The organism is Acinetobacter sp. YH12145 (assembly GCF_013418335.1).
Lineage (GTDB): Bacteria > Pseudomonadota > Gammaproteobacteria > Pseudomonadales > Moraxellaceae > Acinetobacter > Acinetobacter amyesii.
In genome coordinates this window covers 66060-87258 of the sequence record NZ_VPCE01000014.1, presented here as the reverse complement: position 1 = coordinate 87258, position 21199 = coordinate 66060, and the positions used below count along the sequence as shown (strand labels likewise).

Here is a 21199-nt window from a genome sequence, read left to right as displayed (position 1 = left end):
TTCAATTAGTTGGATTGAGCAAATTCAAAGGTATTACAGTTTTTATCTTGTCCAAGTGCGCGCTGAACATCTTGTTTAAAACGTGCTTGGGCAAAGGTATATTGCTTCGGTAAAAATAAGGTAATACGTGTCGTCTGTGGATCTAAACTTTCGACCAACATTTTATGCAAATACGCCCCATGCTCAGTTCGTGCCATCAATGTCCCCTGCTCCAAATGCTCTTCTAAACGATTATCGGTATAGACGTATCGATTGTTCGCGGTAAACGCAACACAGTGATTATAGGCTTGTCGCAGATTTCGAAAGGCGGTCATATATGGGATTTTAAGCTCCGTACTGATGCCATTATCAACCGATTCAGCGACAAGTGCAGCTTCAGTGGGAAGATTGGGTGTCGTGACATATTGGCTTTGACATGCAACGAGCAAACTACAACAAAGACACAGTGATAAACTGTTGAAAAATTTGTGCATACGGACCTTTGCAACTTGTTCTTATTTATTTTGCAGAGATTGTAGCAAAACTAGGTTGCTGATTTAATACTCTACTATTCATTCCGTGCTTTCATTGCAAATACTATGCAGCTGATTATTTTTACAGGCGTTCAAGCCTCTGGCAAATCAACCTTTTACATGTTGAATTTATATCATAGCCATTTACGTATTAATTTGGATATGTTGAAAACCCGACATCGGGAAAATATGATCTTTGAAGCAGGTTTGGCATCCAAAACCAAAATGGTGATTGACAATACCAACCCAGATCAGGAAGCTCGTGCTCGCTATATCCAACGCGCAGTTGATGCAGGGTTTGAAGTCATTGCTTATTATTTTGAAACCGATTTGGACAGTACCTTAAAGCGCAACAGTTTACGTGAAGGCAAAGCTCATATTCCAGAAGTTGGCGTGCATGCGACCTATCGAAAGCTTCAAGTTCCGTCACGGGATGAAGGCTTTGATCAAATTTTTAAAATTAAAATTATCAGTCACGGCGAATTTTCAATTTTACCCATGTATGAATAACGAGCATTAACCTGCTTTTTGGCTATCTTGCCATTTTTTAAAAGCTGATTGCATGGCCTGACGCTCATATGGTTTCACTAAACGACTTTCTAATGAAGCAAAATCACCTTTATAGGCAGCAGCGACCATCGATTTTGCCAGTTCTTGAATACTCACGCGCCCACGGTGTTCATATTGCTGGACTTCTTCATGGGTGAGTTCAACATCCCAACATGACACGACAGAACTTAGATCAACCGCAATGCTCAAATAATATTGATCAAAGTCTTGATAAAGTTCCCAAAAATGCGGCTCATAGGCGATAAGGTTCATGGTGCAATGCTAGCTGATTGAATTTAATCACCATAAAGATTGTATTGAATAAAATATATTCAACTTTAGATTGATCAATTTCAAATAATTTAGGGATAAAAACTACCCTTTCGAGTAGTTTTTTATCTACATATAAACCTTTATTTCAATGCGATGGTGGCTTTGCTGCAATTACCACCTTGTGCAAATGCATATTCGCTTACGGCCTTTTTGCCTGTTTGCTCATCAACCAGTTTTAAATTTGCCCCACCTACAAATGCGCCCATTTTAATAAATTGCTGAACAAAATATTGTTTACCTGCTTCAGTTTCAATATCCAAATGGTTAGGTGAAAATTCTGATTCAGTCGATATTGTATGTTTTTGATTACCCATTACTTCTTTATAAAAAAATACTCCACGAGAGGTTTCACCTAAACATTCCCCATCTACCCATACATCTTTCTTTAAGGCAGCGCCTTTCACAGAAGCTGAACGATACACATAAATTCCTGCATTGCCTTCTTGTGGGGCATTAAATTGTTTTACTGCTGTTGAAGCATTTTGATCTGCTTTAGGTACGGATGCACACCCAACAAATCCCAAAGATAATAGTAATGTACAAAAGATTTTATTAGACATCATTAATTCCATTGATATATTTTTAAGCATATGAAAAATAACAATTAATCAAAATATAATCAAATTTATTTATTATTCAGGCATAAAAAAACCACCCTTTCGGGTGGCTCTTTCAATCTCAAACTGCGTCTTATTGAGCGCGGTTTTTGATTTTGCGGATGGTTTCCAACTGAGCAGCAGTTTCTGCAAGAGCAGCCAAAGCAGCAGCAGAGTCCAAGTCGCTCTTTTGATTTGCTAACAATTGTTCAGCTTGTTTACGAGCTTCAATAATTGCTGCTTCATCAAGGTTGTCAGCACGTACTGCAGTATCTGCAAGTACAGTAACAACGTGCGGTTGAACTTCAAGTACACCACCTGATACATAGATTAATTCTTCTGTACCATTTTCAAGCAGAACGCGGATTGCGCCCGGCTTGAGCAAAGTTACTAGTGGCGCATGGCCAGGCATAATACCTAACTCACCACCAGCACCTTTAGCAATTAGCATAGTTACAGCGCCAGAGTACAAAGACTCTTTAACACTTACAACGTCACATTGCATAGTCGCCATGAGAATCTCCTAAATTAGGGAACTAATTAAAGTTTCTCAGCTTTAGCAATAACTTCGTCAATACCACCAACCATGTAGAACGCTTGTTCTGGAATGTGGTCGTATTCACCAGCTAGAAGACCTTTAAAGCCACGAATTGTTTCTTTAAGCGGTACAAGTTTACCAGGAGCACCAGTAAACACTTCAGCTACGTGGAACGGTTGAGAGAAGAAACGTTGGATCTTACGTGCACGGTATACAGTAAGTTTGTCTTCTTCTGCCAATTCGTCCATACCAAGAATTGCGATAATGTCTTTCAATTCTTTGTAACGTTGAAGAACGTTTTGAACTGAACGAGCGATTTCGTAATGCTCAGTACCCACTACAAGTGGATCTAACTGACGTGAAGTAGAGTCAAGTGGATCGATCGCTGGGTAAATACCAGAAGATGCGATGTCACGGCTCAATACAACAGTCGCGTCCAAGTGAGCGAAGGTAGTCGCAGGCGATGGATCTGTTAAGTCATCGGCAGGTACGTATACCGCTTGGATTGACGTAATAGAACCAGACTTAGTAGACGTAATACGTTCTTGAAGAACACCCATCTCTTCTGCAAGAGTCGGTTGGTAACCTACTGCAGATGGCATACGACCTAGAAGTGCTGATACTTCAGTACCCGCTAGTGTATAACGATAGATGTTGTCAACGAACAATAGAACGTCACGGCCTTTACCGTTTTCGTCTTTTTCGTCACGGAAGTACTCAGCCATAGTCAAACCAGTCAACGCTACACGTAAACGGTTACCTGGTGGCTCATTCATCTGACCGTAGACCATTGCTACTTTGTCTAGAACGTTTGAGTCTTTCATTTCGTGATAGAAGTCATTACCTTCACGAGTACGTTCACCAACACCAGCAAACACAGATAAACCTGAGTGAGCTTTCGCGATGTTGTTGATCAACTCCATCATGTTTACAGTTTTACCAACACCGGCACCACCGAACAGACCAACTTTACCACCTTTTGCGAACGGGCAAAGTAAGTCAATGACTTTAATACCAGTTTCTAAAAGGTCAGTAGAAGCCGCTTGTTCTGCATAAGAAGGCGCTTGACGGTGAATTGGTAAACGAGCTTCAGTACCAACAGGACCAGCTTCGTCGATAGGGCGACCAAGAACGTCCATGATACGACCTAAACATGCAGTACCTACAGGTACAGAGATAGGCGCGCCAGTGTTAGTTACAGTAAGACCACGCTTAAGGCCTTCAGTAGAACCCATTGCAATAGTACGAACTACGCCATCACCAAGTTGCTGCTGAACTTCTAATGTAGTTTCAGTACCATCAACATGGAGAGCGTCATAGATCTTAGGAACGCTGTTACGTTCAAACTCGACGTCGATAACCGCGCCGATGATCTGAATGATACGACCGCTACTCATTGCTGTCTCCTCAATTCAAACTAATAATGTTAAACGGCAGCGGCACCACCAACGATCTCAGAGATTTCCTGAGTAATCGCGGCTTGACGCAGCTTGTTATAAATAAGTTGTAGGCTCTTGATCAATTCACCCGCGTTATCAGTTGCAGCTTTCATTGCAACCATACGAGCAGACTGTTCACATGCGATGTTTTCAATCACACCTTGATAAACCATAGACTCAATGTAACGAACCAATAAACCATTTAGAAGCTCTTCAGCTTCTGGTTCATAGATATAGTCCCAACCGTATTGACGATTTAGGCCTTCGCTTTCCTCAGCAGCTGCTAAAGGAACAAGCTGTTCGATTTTTTGGTTTTGAGTCATGGCGTTGACAAAGCCGTTTGACACTAGATAAATACGATCTAACTCGCCTTTATCAAACGCGTCTAACATCACCTGTACAGAACCAGTTAACTGTTCAAGACTCGGAGCATCACCTACGTTTGTAGTTGCACCAAGAACTTTACCGCCGTAGTTTTTAAAAAACGAAACCGCTTTTTGACCAATTAAAGCAAATTGAACTTCAATTGACTGCTCTTGTTGCTGTTGTACGTGTTTGACCACTTTTTTGAACAAGTTAATGTTCAAACCACCAGCAAGGCCGCGATCTGAAGAAACAATGATATAGCCAACGCGCTTTACAGGACGTTCAACCATATAACGGTGTTTGTATTCAGGGTTCGCTTGTACCAAATGAGCAATTACACGGTGCATATTTTCGGCATACGGACGGCCTTGAGCCATGCGCTCTTGCGCACGACGCATCTTAGAAGCTGCTACCATCTGCATCGCGCGAGTAATTTTCTGCGTGCTTTTGATACTAGCTACTTTGGCGCGAATTTCTTTTAAATTTGCCATACGCTTAACCTAGTATTCGAAAGCCCTTTCGAGCTTTCGAAGGTTGATCCGTGAACCAAACCAGAACCAGATTCAACATCGTTGAATCTTAGTAAGTTTGAGTCGCTTTAAAGCTTTCAATACCTGCTTTGATTGCTGCTTCGATTTCTTTATCGTAAGCACCAGTCTCGTCAATTTTTTGCATTAACGCAGCATGTTCTGAACGGAAGTAAGAGATCAACGCAGCATCAAATGCAACGATTTTCTTCACTTCTACGTCAGCCATATAGCCTTCGTTAGATGCATAAATTGAAACAGCTTGGTCAGCAATTGAGTATGGAGCATATTGTTTTTGCTTCATAAGCTCAGTTACACGTTGACCATGTTCAAGCTGTTTACGAGTTGCTTCGTCAAGGTCAGAAGCGAACTGAGCAAACGCAGCTAATTCACGGTATTGCGCAAGAGCGGTACGGATACCACCTGACAATTTTTTGATGATCTTAGTCTGAGCAGAACCACCAACACGTGATACAGAGATACCCGCGTTCACAGCAGGACGAATACCTGCGTTGAATAATGATGTTTCTAAGAAGATCTGACCGTCAGTAATCGAAATTACGTTTGTAGGTACGAATGCAGATACGTCACCGGCTTGAGTTTCAATAATCGGTAATGCAGTTAATGAACCAGTTTGGCCTTTAACTTCACCATTAGTGAATTTCTCAACGTAGTCAGCAGATACACGTGAAGCACGTTCAAGTAAACGTGAGTGTAGATAGAATACGTCACCAGGATATGCTTCACGACCTGGTGGACGACGTAGAAGCAATGAAATTTGACGGTAAGCAACAGCTTGTTTAGACAAGTCATCATAAATGATAAGCGCGTCTTCACCGCGGTCACGGAAGTACTCACCCATTGTACAACCAGCATACGGAGCAAGATACTGCATCGCTGCAGGATCAGCTGCAGCAGCTGCTACAACAGTTGTGTACGCCATAGCGCCAGTTTCTTCTAGCTTGCGCACAACGTTAGCGATAGTCGATTGTTTTTGACCAATTGCTACGTATATACATTTAATGCCAGAGTTTTTCTGAGCGATGATCGCATCGATCGCCATAGCTGTTTTACCAGTTTGACGGTCACCGATGATCAACTCACGTTGACCACGACCAACAGGGATCATTGTATCTACTGATTTATAACCAGTTTGTACAGGTTGATCCACTGATTGACGCCAAATTACGCCTGGTGCTACTTTTTCAACAGCATCAGTAAGTTTTGCGTCAATAGGGCCTTTACCATCAATTGGGTTACCCAAAGCATCTACTACACGGCCTAAAAGTTCTGGACCAACCGGAACTTCTAATACACGACCTGTGCAACGAGCTTTTTGACCTTCTTGAAGGCTTAAGTAGTTACCTAAGACAACGGCACCCACTGAATCCTGTTCTAGGTTCAGTGCCATACCAAATAAGCCGCCGTCGAATTCGATCATTTCACCGTACATTGCATCAGCAAGGCCGTGAATGCGCACAATACCGTCGGAAACCATAACAATGGTCCCTTCGTTCTTAGCGGTCGCGCTGGTGTCCAGATCGCCGATACGCTGTTTAATGAGCGCACTGATCTCGGATGGATTCAGTTGTTGCATTGCGCTATACCTCAATCTTTTTAAAGTTCAGTCTTCAAGCTGTTAAGCAAGAAGACGAGTCCGCATTTTTTCAAGCTTGTTAAGCGCAGAATCATCTATCACTTGGTCGCCTGCACGAATAACTACACCCGCGATTAACGCTGGGTTAACTTCTACTGAAACATTTACGGCAGCTTCGAATTTTTTCTCTAATGCATGCGCAAGTAATTGTTCTTGTACAGAAGTCAATGGGAATGCAGATTCAATCACTACATCCACAGTATTGTTATTCTGTGATTTGAGCTGTTCGTATTCTTCTGAAATTTCAGGAAGAAGTGCCAGACGGTCATTATCAGCAAGCAATGTCAAAAAGTTTGACACTGCTGCAGTCTGGTCTTCACCTAAAACTTTTGCGAAAACACTTACCTGCTCAGCAGGAGTAAGCTCAGGGCGATTTAGATAAGCTGAAAATGCTTCGTCTTGCACCGCAGCACTGAGCAAGTTTAATGCATTTGACCAAGCGTCAGTTGCATTTTGCTCAGAAGCGTAAGCAAATGCTGCTTTAGCGTATGGGCGTGCCAACGTCAAGAGTTCAGCCATAATCCGCCTCTCTTAAAGTTTAGCAGCCAGCTGAGTCAGCATGGCATTGTGAGCTTCTGCGTCAACTTGCTGGTTCAGAATTTTTTCTGCGCCAGTAACTGCAAGAGCAGCAACTTGTTGACGTAATTCTTCGCGAGCAGCATTGATTTCAGTATCAACAGCTTCTTTAGCTTGTTGACGAATACGCTCACCTTCAGCCGCAGCTTGAGTACGCGCTTCTTCTACCAATTGCGCACCACGACGGTTCGCTTGTTCGATCAATTGAGCCGCTTGTGCTTTAGCCGCATCTAATTCAGCTTTCACTTGTGCTTGCGCATCCGCAAGGTCAGCTTTCGCTTTTTCAGCAGCGTTTAAGCCATCAGCGATTTTACGCTGACGCTCACTAATCGCATTGATTAGTGGTGGCCAAACAAATTTCATGCAGAATGCGACAAAAATCGCAAAAGCAATCGCTTGGCCAATCAATGTGAGGTTGATATTCATTGCTATTCCTCAATAGTTTAATTTAGGAATTAAGCTGATTAACCTACAAATGGATTAGCGAAGATGAAGAACAAGCCAATACCAACACCGATCATAGGCACAGCATCAAGAAGACCCGCGATTAAGAACATACGAGTTTGAAGTTGTGGAGCCAATTCTGGTTGACGAGCAACAGCTTCTAAGAAACGGCCGCCTAGAAGACCAAAGCCAATCGCAGTACCTAAAGCACCAAAAGCGATCAAGATAGCAGATGCAATTGCAACTAGACCTAAAGTGAGTTCCATGATAATTCCTCAGAGGTTAGGTTTATACCAAATTAAGTTAAAAAATTGTGTGCCCAACCACCCTTTGACAGTTGAGCAATACCATTAATGCTTTTCGCTAGCCATACTCATATATACGATAGTCAACATCATGAAAATGAATGCTTGTAACGTAATAACAAGAATATGGAAGATCGCCCAAGGCACAGACAACGCCCACTGGATCCAGAACGGCAATAATGCGATCAAGATGAAGATCAACTCACCCGCATACATGTTACCGAACAGTCGTAGAGCCAATGAGATTGGACGTGCAATAAAAGTTACTAATTCAAGAATAATGTTTACTGGAATAAGTAATGCTTTTAAAACTGGGTTACTTGGGTTAAATGGGTTAAGTGCAAATTCTGCACCGAATCCGACAAGACCTTTCTCACGGATACTATAGAAAATAGTTAACGCAAATACTGACAATGCCATACCAAGGGTAATGTTAGGATCAGTAGATGGAACGATTTTGAAGTAAACGTGGTGAGGATCCATACCAAACACGTTAGCACCGATCAATTGAGCTGTATAAGGAATCCAGTCAACAGGGATCAAGTCCATCAAGTTCATGAGGAAAATCCACACGAAGATGGTCAACGCTAACGGCGCGATTAAGCGCGATTTGCCATGGAAAGTGTCACGGACACTTGAGTCAACGAACTCGATAATCATTTCGATTGCAGACTGGAACTTGGTCGGAACACCAGAGTTTGCAGCTTTCGCCACAACCCAGAACAACAAACAGAAAACAATACCAAGGCCGATAGACCAACCCATTGAATCCAAGTGAATAGCAGTGAACCCCATCTCTTGAGCTTCTTTAGCAGTCTCAGCTAACTTCCAAGTACCATCTGGCATTTTGCCATAGGTCATGTTAGTCAAGTGATGCTGAATGTACTCGGTCGAAGTAAGGGCATGTTCTTCAGCAGCCATAAATCACACCTGGTCAATGTCAAAACTAATAGAGAAAACGAATATCGCGTGCTGCCTGATATCTCGTTACTCTCCAAAAAACTTTTCAATTTTTTGTTGTGCTTATACTCGTTTTTTTAAGCGTGTTGCCCAAAAAGGAGCGACCCACGACATACTTTGTACGAGCATAAAACCACAAAACAATGCCACCGCTGACAACGGTTTGACATTGATCAAAATCAAAATGAATCCAACAATCACGATTGCAAACTTGCCCATTAAGCCACGATACATGTTTGACAGCACCTGTTTAGAGGCACGGGCACCAGCCGCACGAAACGACTGCCATGAAAAGTAGCTACTTGCTAGCCAGCATACCAACGCACCCAAAGCTGCACTATATGCTGTGATTGTGTCTTTAAGGACCCAACCAATCAGGGCTGAAACAGGAATCATTACTGCTTGTAAGATGACTAAAGCTTTCGCTAATCGTCGATCAATCATGCGACTAGTTCGACTCATTTTTGTTCACTCACAGCAATTCTGCTTGACAAGTTTAACTGATGATTATTTTTAATCGCAGGCATTATAGAGTTACACCCCTTAACTTGCAATCTTTTCCCGACCTTAGTCGTGTTTTTTTAAATTGGTAAACTGCTTTCAAACTAATCAATAGTTGTTTGTTTTTTACATTACTTTCGCGCATTTAGTGTGCACTTAAGGGTTTTATCAGCCAACTTCTTCCATGCTGTTACAAAATCCCCTGCCCCACTCATGGTTTCGTCAACAGGTTGAAAGATGATACCACCGAGCTTTTGATACTGATTTTGACTGGCATGTGCTTCTGCAAGTAAGCATACTTTGGGCTGTGCACGATGGTCTTTCAGGTATTTGATTTGTGCCAATGTCGGTGCGACATGTGGATCATCTGTCAACGCACCGGTAAATTTCAAATTCAGTGAGCGCTCAAGATATTGATAGGCATCGTGGTAAGACCAGTAAGGCTGAGCACGGCTCGACACATCTGTTTTTTGGGCTGTGATCAAGAGTTTCTGCGCAAATGCACGCGCATTAGCCCAATATTTTTCACGATGTTCTGGAAACTGTTGTGAACGTAAAGCAGCAATAAAAAAGCCGATTCGAACCGCATTGTTAGGTTCAAGCCAGACATGGGTATCGATTGTGCCTTTTAATGCATTGCCACGGACATCCCGTAATGGCAAAGCACTGATAATGCCTGAGTCTAAAATAGCGATACTTTTGCCACTTTCACCTAACATTTTTGCCAATGGCGCTTCGTGCGCTTGGCCTAGCCATAAAACGAGATTGGCATCTTGCACGGTTTTACGGTGCGCAGGCGTCAAACTCACATCATGTCCAGATTGATGGTCAAGCAATAGTTTTGGCTGCTCTACACCCTTGAGTACATCCTTCGCGATTAGATAAATCGGTTGTGTAGAAACAACGAGGCCTTGCGCCCAGCTCATCACACTAAATAAAGCCAAACTACAAAAAAGAATTACACGGGACATGGGGAGAGAGCACCATAAAATGAATAGTGTTATAATATAACAAAATCGTAAAAAAACCTACGTCTGTTCGTAAGTCCTTACGCTTCATGTTAAGATTTAAAGTCTTTTTCTTTATACAGTTTCGTACTCGAGGTTGGCTATGAGCGCATGTTCACACGAACATCATAATGCTTTGCATGGTGTACACGATCATCATAATGTCGAACAGCGCCTTGCTGAAGCTGAGAGTCTCTGTAGTGCGACGGGTGCTCGACTTACGCCCTTGCGTAAAGAAGTATTGGAACTGATCTTAAATGCAACAGGACCAATGGGCGCTTATGACCTTTTGGCTAAAATCAAAAGCGAGTCTGACCGACCTGCAGCGCCGCCGACGGTGTACCGTACGTTGGATTTTCTGCTTGAAAAAGGTTTGATTCACCGCCTAACGTCGATTAATGCTTATATCCCATGTTGTCATCCGCGCGAAGGACATCAAGCAGCATTTCTGATTTGCACAGACTGTAAAATAGTCAAAGAAGCATCTGCTCAAGGCTTGATGGCGCAACTTGATGAATTATCTGCATCCGATGGCTTTACTGCACATCACAGTATTATTGAAATTTCAGGGATCTGTCAGCAGTGTCGCAGCAAACACTAAATGTGAAGCCCATTGTGGCTTTAGAGCATGTTCATGTCCGAATCGATGAACGTGACATTTTAAAAAATGTAGATTTCGCCTTACACGAAAAAGAAATTGTCACATTGATTGGTCCCAATGGTGCAGGCAAATCCACGCTCATCAAAGTGTTGTTGGGTATTGTAAAACCTGTATCTGGCAAAGTGATCAGCACACAAAAATTAAAATTCTCATATGTGCCACAAAAATTTAATCCATCACACAGCTTACCGCTACGTGTGTGTGATTTATTGGCCCTAGAAAAATGTGATGCCAATATCAAGCAAGAAATTATTCGTGATACAGGCATTGCCAAGTTACAACAATCTAAAGTTCAGCAATTGTCGGGCGGCGAACGTCAACGCGTTCTGATTGCACGGGCTTTATTGCGTCAACCGAATGTATTGGTTCTGGATGAACCTATGCAAGGTCTGGATATCCAGTCTGAAGCGGAACTGTATGACTACGTGCGTAGCTTGCCAGAAAAATATGGCTGTGCAGTTTTGATGGTTTCTCATGATTTACAATGGGTCATGCAAGGCACGCACCGTGTGGTTTGCCTGAACAAACATATTTGTTGCAGTGGCTTGCCTGAAAATGTACAGCAACATCCTGAATATCAAGCGATCTTTGGGACAAACCGTGTGTTCTATCAACACCATCACGATCACTGTGCACATGGCGATAGTGCAACGCCTTGCCAGCATGACTCTCGTCCTCATATTCACCCTGAACCGGAAGCATAATCCATGATGGAATGGCTACAACTCCTTTTGCCAGCATGGATCATGGGCACTTTGCTGGTGTTTCTGACTGCACCCCTCGGCTGTTTAATGCTATGGCGTCGCATGTCATTTTTTGCGGATACCATGGCACATGGCACTTTACTCGGTGTCGCCATTGCTGGTGCGATGAGTCTACCGCTTTGGACGGGCGTTACATTGATTGCACTTTTATTGGTAGCAATCTTATGGGTGTTACACGATCCACGCTTGCCCAATGACGCCTTGCTCGCGCTATGTTCAGCAACACTCCTTTGCTCAGGCTTACTCTTCATACAACATTTGCCCAGCTTAAGACCTGAATTACTCAGCTATTTATTTGGTGATTTGCTCACCATTTCTTGGTCAGATTTGCCTGTCTTTGCAGTGGTGATCATTGTGGCACTGACGGTGCTGTATAAAAGTTGGCAATCTCAGATTCAGATTGCCATTGATCCCGATATTGCTGTCAGTGAAGGTGTCAGTGCCAAATGGCAACGTCTGATTTTTATGTTATTACTGGCATTATTTACCGTATTGGCTTTACGTGCTGTCGGTTCATTGCTGATGGGTGCATTGTTAGTGATTCCTGCATTAACCGCTCGTTTATTGGCAAATTCCCCGAAGCAAATGGTACTGTGGTCTTTCATCATTGCCCAAGTCGGTGTAACTGTAGGTTTATGGTCAAGTGCTGGTTTAAACACCTCTACAGGACTGACCATTGTATTAACTATGGCGCTGCTCTTTGCCCTGATTTTTATTATGCAAAAATTTAAGAAAGTCGCTTGAGTAGCAACGTTCATTGCTCAATTCGCCACATATCAAAATAAAAAAGCCATGCAGTTGCATGGCTTTTTTTTGCACGTCAAATACGATGCTCAGAATCATCTAACTGGATTTATTGATGCACCAAACTCAATAAACTCGCCGCACAAGCAAATAGAACTGCAAAGGTACGATTCAAATATTTTTGTTGTTTGGGTGATTTTAACAACCGCAGCACTTTTGCAGCGAGACCGGTATACCCCGCCATGACAATCAGATCGATACTAATCATCGTTGCCGCCATGATGACATATTGAATCCATTGGGGTTTGGATAAATCTAAAAACTGCGGCAAAACCGCCAACAAAAATACAATCGCTTTAGGGTTGCTCATATTGACCAAAAAGCCATGTACAACTAATTTTAAACGTGATTTATTTGGTAAATCTTGTTGGATTTCAATTGACTCTGTTGGCGCTGTCCACTGTAAATAAGCCAAATACAATAAATAGCCCACACCAAACCATTTCACGATCAGAAAAGCCCATGGTGTCGTCGCAAATAAGAACCCTGCCCCAGCTGCAACAATGACTATCTGAACCAAAAGTGCCAATTGCAGGCCGATGGCATTCCAATACCCATGCTTAAACCCATAATTCAAACCACTCGACATAGACGCAATTGCACCTGCACCTGGGGAAACACTAATCACCCAACATGCCAACATGTATGCAATCCAGATTTGATAGGACATCATTAGCTCAAGTTTGAAATGGGTCTGTATTATATGACATTTACTCTATTTTCATGACAATAATGCACGCTAAAAGGCCAAATGAAGGCTACACTCTCAGCGCTGCTTAAGGCACAATATACACAGCCACTCAGAAATTATAATTTTTAGGAGCCATGAATGTCTGCTCAATCTGTAATTTTGCCATTACCCTCAGATCATGCTCGTTTTATTGTTTTACGTTTAAAAGATTTAACGATTAGCGAATTAAAAGAACAACTTGAAGACTTATTTAGCACTCGTGATCGTCTAATTACCCAACATCCTAATGCACAGATTAAAACAGCTGTAGCTTTTGGACCTGAACTTTGGGCACAACTTTATATTCAATCTCCAGCAGGCTTTAAACAACTTGATCCAATTCAAGGTTCATTTAACATGCCTGTAGCCCCAGCAGATGTACTAATTCACATTGCGGCACAGCGTACAGATATTTGCTTTGCTTTAAGCCAAGCTTTCTTTGATGGCATTCAAGATAAAGTTGAGGTTTTAGATGAGCGTGTTTGCTTCCGTAATTTCGATGGCCGTGACTTAACTGGCTTTATTGATGGTACTGAAAACCCTCAATTTCCAGATGACCGTGCTGAAACAGCATTATTAGCAGAAGATGCGGGTATTTTTGCTGATGGTTCTTTTGTCTTTGCACAGCGTTATGCACATAACTTAGATAAATGGAAAAAGTTAAAGGTAGATGCTCAGGAACATGTCATTGGGCGTACCAAACTTGAGTCGATTGAGTTGGATAAAGACGAACAACCTGAAAACTCACATGTATCACGTACCGTTGTTGAAAATGGCGAAGGTGAAGAACTAGCAATTTTGCGTCATTCATTGCCTTATGGCGATGGCCGCGGTGACCAAGGTTTGTTTTTTATTGCTTATACCCATGACCTCAGCATTATCGACAGCATGCTAGTACGTATGTTTGGCACCAGTGGTGACAGCATTCATGACCGCTTACTTCACTTTGTCACTCCTATGGATGGCGCTTATTACTTTGCACCGAGTGAAGAGTTATTAGAAGAAGTTTTAGAAGGTTAAATAAATAAATAAAGCCGACGAGAGTCGGCTTTTTATTCTTAGAAAATCAAATTATTTTAAAATAAATTTTCTCTCCCTCAGAACATACTCTATAAAAAATTCCGGAAAAATTGTTTTTTGGATCTAAATCACTCATATAAGAATTACAATCCAATAAGTAAGTATTGTCTTTTTGTTTTTCCAAAATAATTTTTTGCGGTTGCTTAAATGAATATTCATCATAATATTCATTAAGGTAATAAATACTTTCTTTTGATTTAGATGATTCAACATCTTTAAAAGAATCACCTCCTCCTATTGGGTTCATCTTTCCATAGGATTGAAATATTTTATCGACATTAAAAATCAGATTTTCATTATTGTTTAACCGAGTTAACTTGGCCCATCCCATCTCAATATTTTCTATCATAAAAATTTTGTAAAAAATTTCGTAATTTTCACCATTTTTTTTGATAAAAAACTCATCGTTATTTGGTTTGTAAGCATTTAGAAAATAACTTTCATCTAGCACACTAGGCTTAAGAATTCTGCAATTCCGTTTGACATTGCATTGTTTAAACGCATAATAAAAATCAACTCTTTCATATATTTTCTCATTTTTATTACTAACTGCATTTAAATCAATATTTTGTTCGCGATCCGATGAATTACATCCTACTAACAAACTACAAGCTATTATTATATGATAAAAATTCATTGCATAATCTCAATATGCATAGCGCCCTCACCTTTTGCATCACCCGGAATAAATCCAGAAATTTTTCCTTCAGACTTAGCTTTAATACAGACATTTTTAAATTTTTGCCCTAAATTACTTAAGTTTGTATTCGAACCAAATCCATTACTATTTAATCCAATGTCTACTACATTCATCTTTTCATACTGAGTTTGAGATACACAATGCAGCGAAACTCTTAGTCCTTTACCTTGAAACTCAATAATTTTTTCAACCATTTTTTTTATGGTAGCATCTTTAGATAAGCCTTTTTTCTTACAATCATCACGTACTCTTTTTACTGCCTCACCAGGTGCACTGTAACTAATAGTTGTGTTGTACATTGCTCTTGCTTGTGATTCTGGAGTTCTTATAGTACTTGTGATCAGAATTTCTTTCATTCCCGCTTCCTTCGCAAGATACGCTAGTACATTTTTTGTTTTTTGACTAACAATATCTTTCCTCCACTGTTCAGCTACACCATTAAATCCAACATTAACTCCTTGTACTGCCAATGGTATTGAAGGTTTATCTATTTTTAAATCTATATCTTTCATTCCATTTCTGATTACATCATTAAAATGGACTATCTCCTTTTCAGATTCAAGTGTGATAACTTTTATATTCTGACCAACATTAGCTTTATGTATTTTTTTTCCTAATCCATGAGTACCACTTGAATGATTTCTTTTGTTACCTCTATATTCTATTAAATAATTACCACCACTAAATAGCTGATCAGTTTTTTTATCATATGTAAGAACACTGAACTCTGCTTCTTCATTATTGTCATTAACTGTAGTTTTTGGGTGTCCATCTTGACTTGTTGCTTGTGTTTGATCTCTTTTGGGAGTTTCATCTCGAGTTTGTTGCTCTTGGCTAGTATTTTTGGTTTTTGATGATTTTTTTTCAGCATTTATCAAATCTAAATCTTTACTTGCTTGTTCCAACACCTGAGAGTCAACATCTATGAATCTAATAGTTTTATTTTTATCGACTTTTATTGTTAATAAATTTTGACCATTTCTTAATTTATAATTTAAATCAAAACCTGGCATAGCATTTACAATTATCTTACCTTCATCATTAGTTTTTTTAGGGTATTCTTTACCTCTGTACCATTGTACTAAATTTAAATTTTTTATAGATTTTCCACTTTTTTTATGCCTAAAAATTATTTCAAATTTATGTAACTTAATTTGTATATCATATATTTTTTTATCATTTAATACAGTGAAAATTCCAACTTCTTGTTTGGAATCTCTTCCACTAACTAAAACTGCGATTTTTTCTCCACTTTCTGCCTGAATACCTTTTTCAACACCATCATTTTCAGTTGAGTGTTTTTTCTCTTTTCCCTTATATTTTAAAAAATAAGAAATTCTTGAAATCGGTTTTCCATCACTATCTAAAACTCTAAGATCAAATTTTACATCCAATTTATTAGAATTATTTTCTTGATTATTACTATTTTCAGTATTTCCTCTTCCATCTTTATTATTTTGTGGTAGCTCCTGGTTATGTTTATCTGTTCGTGTTTTTATACCACCCATTCCATTATCTACTACAATTATGACATGATGGTTTTTTCCATCAGCAATCAACATTAATTCTTTATTATTTTCATCTTTCACAGATGAGCCATCAACAGAAAATCTTGCTCCCCATCCACCCTTTACTAAAATAGATCTAATAAAGCCCTCTTCATCTATTAACAAATTACTCATTGTTGGAATATATTTTGTCTTCTTATAACTTACATTGACTCTTGATCCCATTAATCTTTTAGCAGATTGATCGATGAATTTAATAAAAAATCGTGAAGTTCCTTTATACCTTATCCAGCACATATCATCATTTTCAGTACCATTTATTTTCACTTCTTCTGTTAATTCGTTGACAAAATTTGGTGGATATTTATAATTTTTTGGGTCCTTATTATTCAAAAATTTTTGAGCTTTTGGGCTATAATATAATACCACTCCATTTGTGAAATCTTCTTCTTCCCTCATGTAAATAGGGTACACAGCATCTATAATATCTTGAGTATCCTTTGAAACCTTATTAGAATTCATTTCAGCTTTAACCTTTTTTACAGCAGCCGTTTGTTCAGTTAAAGCATCAAAATCATCATATAAATATTGTATAATGCTTGGATGACCTACCCACTCACCAAACCCTAATCGATTCATAATACAATGTGCAACTGCTTTTTTTGAAGTAATGCTACAAACACCTGCTTCTCCAGAGATTGTTGCAACAAATGCTATAAATTCATCTGAATACTTCATTATTTTCTCCGCATGGTTTTATTATTGTTTTTTTAATTAATAAACTTGAATAATCATCTGCCAACAATATTAAATTACCATTTTCTAAAAATTTACTTTTCTTTTTAAAATAATTATAATAATCAAATCTTTGATTTAACCCCAAGTATTCCTTATCATTTAAATCAGCAATAATTTTTTTCCTACCAGTGAAAATTATCCTTGCATATATTTTCTTCTTAACACTATCACTTTCTATCAAACAATGATTATTTTCATTAAAAGCAATAAATTCATTAGTAGAATCTTCACTAGTTTCTCCATAAAAAAAGTTTACTTGGCATGGAGATCCACACGAAACTCTAACCCTAAATATATCACTATTAATCTTTGTGATAATTGGAGACTTAACATCTTCTAGCAATAATTTATTGTCCCCATCAACTACTCGGTAAATATTGCAACTTGATTCATATTCGTCTGTGCATTTTGAAACTATTTCAAAATCAGGCCCTTTGGCGTATATTATATTGTTGATAGAAAAGAAATTTATCAAAAACAATCCAATTAAAATATATTTATTCAAGATAATACCTTCTATATTTCTAAATTAATTTCATCACAAAGATGCATTTCGTCATCACATCCGCAACCTTGAATTTCTTCATCTAAAGACTCTGCATCCATTGCTGCATTTTTTTGATATAGAGTTATATAAGCACCTGGTACTAATGCCAGTTCTACATTTTCAATAGCATCACTATAAATACGTGCACTACTTTGTTGCTCAAACTGGTACTCAGCTTCAATTTTTTTAGAATGGTTAATAAGTTTATATTTCATATTTTTTAATATATTAGTATCAAATATTTGACTTAAGTCAAATCTCATACTATACAGCCCACTTTCAGGCAGCTTAGGTAATTGTGCATTTACAGTCGCTCCCCCCACAAAACTATGCTGCCCCGCCTTACTCTCAAACTTGCCGCCTGTTGTTGTAAATATTCCACTGCCATTAATTTTCAGTTGCGAGCCCCCTGCGGTCAGCACGATTTCTTTAGGACTGGTAATTTCAATTTTATCTTCTGTTGAAATGAGCTTAATCACCTTTCGTGCAATTGCTTCAATAGCATCATCTTGGGCTTGTAATTCAACTTTCCCTTTTGCGGCATAAGCACTCAGGCCCTTTTGAGCCGCAAACAGACTGATTTTGTCTTGTGCATGACCGACAATATTCTTTTGAGCACTGAAATTAATCGAACCTTGCGCACTTTCTGCAATATCCTGCGAGGCTTGTAAAACAATATCTTCCGGTGTAGTGAGTGCAATACCATTAGGTGATGCAAGCAACATCAACGCTTGGCGGAATAATTTGCCTTGTTCTTGTTTTGCCGCTGTATTAGATTTTTCTAAACCTTGTGCATAGCCTTCCATAAAGCCTTGTACTTTTTCTAATGCTTTTATGGGTGTCATCGCTGGTGGCAAACCAAAACCACCATTATTTAACAAATCATCGGGGTTAAATTTGATGTCTTCGATCAATTTACCCACATCTTTTAATGCTTTTAATGGATCCTCTTTTAGGTTGCTTTTCAGACTTGCGACTCTCCCCTGAATCACATCTTTACCATTTTCTTCAATATGATCTATGACAGACTTTAAGTTATCAAAGGCATCTTCGGCATCATTAAAGAATGCTTTAAATTCTTTTACTGTACTTTTGACATCATGTGCGATTGAGCCCATTTCTTTGACAAAACTTTTGCAGTTTTTTAACGCTGCCAATGGGTCTCGACTTAGCTCCTCTTTGAACAAATTTAAAGTCGCTTTGACACCTTCGGCAGTACTTTTGATTTCTAAAGAGTTTATTAACTTCGGCAAACGATTAATCACATTTAATGCATCGGTCTGCTGCTTTACGGCTAAACCGCTCAGCATATTCATGTTCTGATGCCCTTGATTTAAAAGAGACTGAGCTTCAGCAGCAGCAAGATGATCGGCAACTGCTTTATCCTGTGCATAGGTACTAATAAGTAAACCTTTACCTGCACGCATTGCCCCCCAAGCATCCGTTCGTAGCTCAAACCCCTCACCACGGCCATGGCTACTGTCTTGTTCTTTAGGATGGCTGAGATTACCTAAATTCAGCTGTGTCGCCGCATGACTACTTTGTAATTGGGTACTGATCTGCCCCGTCGTGTCATCAAAGCGCAGTTGGTTAAAGCCTGCTCCCGCAACTTCTTGCGAGCGGATACCACTGAGTTTTTTGGTTTCAGGAAGCTGACCTTTGAGGTCAAACATTGTCTGAGATCGTTCAGCTTCATGTATTCGTCCTACTACAAAGGGACGATCGACATCTCCCTCAAAAAAGTCGATAACCACAATCTCGCCAATACGAGGATGAAAACGTGCGCCATAACCTTCACCTGCCCATGGGGTCAGCACATCAACCCAAGCTGAGTCACTGTCATTATCATTACTCCCTGCTCCACCATCATGACTATGGTCATCGCTGCGGGTGAACGTAAACCGAACTTTGATACGCCCCCAAGCATCGACATAAATACTTTCACCTTCTGGACCGACCACTTTAGCCCGCTGTGGAAACGCAGGTGGCCGGTGTAATAAAGGATCATATTCAGGAACAACAGAAATTTGCCGACGGACCACATACAGCTCGTTGGCCTGCCGTTCATCCCCTAAAGATAGCCAACGGCTTACGGCAAGTAACTTTTCTAATTGAACCAAAATATCTTTGGGTAAATTATTTTGGTTATAAAATGCTTTGCCCAATATGAGAAATTCACGATCTGTCGTTTGATGTTGATCGATTTCAGGATGATTTTCTAATTCAAACCAATACCCAACTTGTGCATCCCTTACGCTACTGCTGGCGGTAAAATATTTGGCTTGTAATTCCTGATATTGATTGAGTTGCCGATTCAACTGATCCAATTGCTGTGTATTTGAAGTGGTCGCCTGATCTGCACCTTTAAGGTCAGTTGTCCAAGCCGAACTTACGGTCCAAGCCTGCTCTAAACTTAAGGTTTCATTGTGCTGTTGCTCACTCTGTGCATGGGCGCTTAAGAGCGGATTACTTTGGTCTTGTGCCAAATGTTGAGCTTGCCAACGCTGCGTTTGAATGGTGGTCGATTGTAAAAAGCGTTCTGCCACAAAACTGGTGATCGTGTCTAAACGTTCCGTGGCATGACTCCGATGAAAGCGAATCTTTTTCCGCTCTAAAGCACTATAAGCCTGATTCGTATCAATTAAACGCAGCCTCTGTGCTTGCATCGGTGCAGCCGAAAATGCGACAAATAACTCCGCTTCATCAATTAACCAATTGATCCCTTCACTGCGCCAAAGGCGAGTTAAAAATGCATAATCACTTTCATTCGCCTGCATGGTGAATGGACGTACATCATAAGTACGTGCCAGCCCCTCTAAGTTCAGACTTAAACTGGCAGCAAATAGCGCACTTTTTTTCTGCCATTCACTAAAAATAATCTCGGTCATCTCCCGTACCGATTTGTTCATAAAGACACGGCTATTACGACGCTTATGCCAGAGTGCTGTCGCATCCTCAATCACCAGTTTATAAACGGTCAGTGCACCATCACTTTGACCTTGGCTAGCCCCAGTAATCACACCAGTCAGGCGACTGAGTTGTCCCAAATCTGTCACTTGATCGACAGCCACTCGGCCACCGATAAACTGCTTTAAAGCCAGATGAACATTGGTCGAGAGACAAATAATTTCTGCACGAAAGCCTTGATTAATACGGTGTTGACCTTCAATCCGTTGAATAAAAACTTCAGAATTTAGATGTTCATTTGAGAAATGAATGTGTAGCGCACGTTTCTGTACGCTAAAGCCAAAGTTTTCCACCATGGCGTGAATATTTTTAAGCATTGTTATTATGTAT

23 protein-coding genes are annotated in these 21199 nt (G+C 40.0%); 5 read left to right on the top strand and 18 right to left on the bottom strand.

The window, feature by feature from the left end; genetic code table 11:
- Positions 1 to 5: 5 nt before the first annotated feature.
- A complete protein-coding gene (locus FTU80_RS13865) occupies positions 6 to 473 on the bottom strand; it encodes a hypothetical protein (protein ID WP_180085682.1) in 468 nt (155 codons plus the stop codon).
- A gap of 105 nt (positions 474 to 578) precedes the next feature.
- On the opposite strand from FTU80_RS13865, the gene FTU80_RS13860 reads away from it, so the two are divergent.
- On the top strand, positions 579 to 1022 hold the full coding sequence (locus tag FTU80_RS13860) for an AAA family ATPase (protein ID WP_180024700.1): 444 nt from the start codon (positions 579 to 581) through the stop codon (positions 1020 to 1022).
- Positions 1023 to 1028: 6 nt separating this feature from the next.
- Here FTU80_RS13860 and FTU80_RS13855 read toward each other — a convergent pair whose 3' ends face one another.
- From FTU80_RS13855 to FTU80_RS13800, 12 genes are all read right to left on the bottom strand, one after another.
- Positions 1029 to 1334 (bottom strand): hypothetical protein, encoded by a 306-nt coding sequence (locus tag FTU80_RS13855; RefSeq protein ID WP_168378803.1) that lies wholly within the window; start codon positions 1332 to 1334, stop codon positions 1029 to 1031.
- A 140-nt stretch (positions 1335 to 1474) separates the two neighbouring features.
- Entirely contained in the window at positions 1475 to 1954 is a 480-nt protein-coding gene (locus FTU80_RS13850; protein ID WP_180085711.1) for a DUF2846 domain-containing protein, read from the bottom strand.
- A gap of 130 nt (positions 1955 to 2084) precedes the next feature.
- Positions 2085 to 2504 (bottom strand): F0F1 ATP synthase subunit epsilon, encoded by a 420-nt coding sequence (locus tag FTU80_RS13845; protein ID WP_078194022.1) that lies wholly within the window; start codon positions 2502 to 2504, stop codon positions 2085 to 2087.
- Positions 2505 to 2530: 26 nt separating this feature from the next.
- Positions 2531 to 3925, bottom strand: a complete 1395-nt coding sequence (gene atpD / locus FTU80_RS13840; RefSeq protein ID WP_078191473.1) for a F0F1 ATP synthase subunit beta — start codon at positions 3923 to 3925, stop codon at positions 2531 to 2533.
- A 29-nt stretch (positions 3926 to 3954) separates the two neighbouring features.
- Positions 3955 to 4824, bottom strand: coding sequence for a F0F1 ATP synthase subunit gamma (atpG, locus tag FTU80_RS13835; protein ID WP_078191474.1), 870 nt, complete (start codon positions 4822 to 4824; stop codon positions 3955 to 3957).
- A gap of 88 nt (positions 4825 to 4912) precedes the next feature.
- Positions 4913 to 6457, bottom strand: a complete 1545-nt coding sequence (atpA, locus tag FTU80_RS13830) for a F0F1 ATP synthase subunit alpha (RefSeq protein WP_078194023.1) — start codon at positions 6455 to 6457, stop codon at positions 4913 to 4915.
- Positions 6458 to 6499: 42 nt separating this feature from the next.
- Positions 6500 to 7036 carry a F0F1 ATP synthase subunit delta gene (locus FTU80_RS13825; RefSeq protein ID WP_078191476.1) on the bottom strand — a complete coding sequence of 179 codons (537 nt, stop codon included), beginning with the start codon at positions 7034 to 7036 and terminating at the stop codon, positions 6500 to 6502.
- A 12-nt stretch (positions 7037 to 7048) separates the two neighbouring features.
- Positions 7049 to 7519, bottom strand: coding sequence for a F0F1 ATP synthase subunit B (locus tag FTU80_RS13820; protein ID WP_078191477.1), 471 nt, complete (start codon positions 7517 to 7519; stop codon positions 7049 to 7051).
- 38 nt (positions 7520 to 7557) lie between these two features.
- Positions 7558 to 7803 carry a F0F1 ATP synthase subunit C gene (gene atpE / locus FTU80_RS13815; protein ID WP_000424060.1) on the bottom strand — a complete coding sequence of 82 codons (246 nt, stop codon included), beginning with the start codon at positions 7801 to 7803 and terminating at the stop codon, positions 7558 to 7560.
- 84 nt (positions 7804 to 7887) lie between these two features.
- Positions 7888 to 8763 (bottom strand): F0F1 ATP synthase subunit A, encoded by an 876-nt coding sequence (gene atpB, locus FTU80_RS13810; protein WP_078194024.1) that lies wholly within the window; start codon positions 8761 to 8763, stop codon positions 7888 to 7890.
- 102 nt (positions 8764 to 8865) lie between these two features.
- Positions 8866 to 9264 carry an ATP synthase subunit I gene (locus FTU80_RS13805; protein ID WP_078194025.1) on the bottom strand — a complete coding sequence of 133 codons (399 nt, stop codon included), beginning with the start codon at positions 9262 to 9264 and terminating at the stop codon, positions 8866 to 8868.
- Positions 9265 to 9434: 170 nt separating this feature from the next.
- Entirely contained in the window at positions 9435 to 10274 is an 840-nt protein-coding gene (locus FTU80_RS13800; protein WP_180085680.1) for a metal ABC transporter solute-binding protein, Zn/Mn family, read from the bottom strand.
- A 139-nt stretch (positions 10275 to 10413) separates the two neighbouring features.
- Here FTU80_RS13800 and FTU80_RS13795 point away from each other — a divergent pair, with 139 nt between their 5' ends.
- Genes FTU80_RS13795 through znuB form a run of 3 tightly spaced genes read left to right on the top strand, consistent with a single transcriptional unit; the run spans position 10414 to position 12479 of the window.
- The gene (locus FTU80_RS13795; RefSeq protein WP_078191481.1) at positions 10414 to 10911 is read left to right on the top strand and encodes a transcriptional repressor; all 498 of its coding nucleotides are present in this window, start codon (positions 10414 to 10416) and stop codon (positions 10909 to 10911) included.
- Positions 10893 to 11675 (top strand): zinc ABC transporter ATP-binding protein ZnuC, encoded by a 783-nt coding sequence (gene znuC / locus FTU80_RS13790; RefSeq protein ID WP_180085678.1) that lies wholly within the window; start codon positions 10893 to 10895, stop codon positions 11673 to 11675. The genes FTU80_RS13795 and znuC overlap by 19 nt, the downstream gene beginning before the upstream one ends.
- Before the next feature lie 3 nt (positions 11676 to 11678).
- Positions 11679 to 12479, top strand: a complete 801-nt coding sequence (gene znuB / locus FTU80_RS13785) for a zinc ABC transporter permease subunit ZnuB (RefSeq protein WP_078191483.1) — start codon at positions 11679 to 11681, stop codon at positions 12477 to 12479.
- Positions 12480 to 12588: 109 nt separating this feature from the next.
- Here the strand turns inward: znuB and FTU80_RS13780 are convergent, their stop codons facing one another.
- A complete protein-coding gene (locus tag FTU80_RS13780) occupies positions 12589 to 13209 on the bottom strand; it encodes a LysE family transporter (RefSeq protein ID WP_180085709.1) in 621 nt (206 codons plus the stop codon).
- 159 nt (positions 13210 to 13368) lie between these two features.
- Here FTU80_RS13780 and FTU80_RS13775 point away from each other — a divergent pair, with 159 nt between their 5' ends.
- On the top strand, positions 13369 to 14289 hold the full coding sequence (locus FTU80_RS13775) for a Dyp-type peroxidase (protein WP_180085676.1): 921 nt from the start codon (positions 13369 to 13371) through the stop codon (positions 14287 to 14289).
- A gap of 46 nt (positions 14290 to 14335) precedes the next feature.
- On the opposite strand, the gene FTU80_RS13770 is transcribed toward FTU80_RS13775, so the two are convergent.
- Genes FTU80_RS13770 through FTU80_RS13755 form a run of 4 tightly spaced genes read right to left on the bottom strand, consistent with a single transcriptional unit; the run spans position 14336 to position 21186 of the window.
- Positions 14336 to 14986 carry a hypothetical protein gene (locus FTU80_RS13770; protein WP_180005344.1) on the bottom strand — a complete coding sequence of 217 codons (651 nt, stop codon included), beginning with the start codon at positions 14984 to 14986 and terminating at the stop codon, positions 14336 to 14338.
- The gene (locus tag FTU80_RS13765; RefSeq protein WP_180085674.1) at positions 14983 to 17295 is read right to left on the bottom strand and encodes a hypothetical protein; all 2313 of its coding nucleotides are present in this window, start codon (positions 17293 to 17295) and stop codon (positions 14983 to 14985) included. Before FTU80_RS13765 ends, FTU80_RS13770 begins: the two co-directional genes overlap by 4 nt.
- The gene (locus FTU80_RS13760) at positions 17279 to 17860 is read right to left on the bottom strand and encodes a hypothetical protein (RefSeq protein WP_180003511.1); all 582 of its coding nucleotides are present in this window, start codon (positions 17858 to 17860) and stop codon (positions 17279 to 17281) included. The genes FTU80_RS13765 and FTU80_RS13760 overlap by 17 nt, the downstream gene beginning before the upstream one ends.
- A gap of 11 nt (positions 17861 to 17871) precedes the next feature.
- The gene (locus FTU80_RS13755; RefSeq protein ID WP_180085672.1) at positions 17872 to 21186 is read right to left on the bottom strand and encodes a type VI secretion system Vgr family protein; all 3315 of its coding nucleotides are present in this window, start codon (positions 21184 to 21186) and stop codon (positions 17872 to 17874) included.
- Positions 21187 to 21199: the final 13 nt, after the last annotated feature.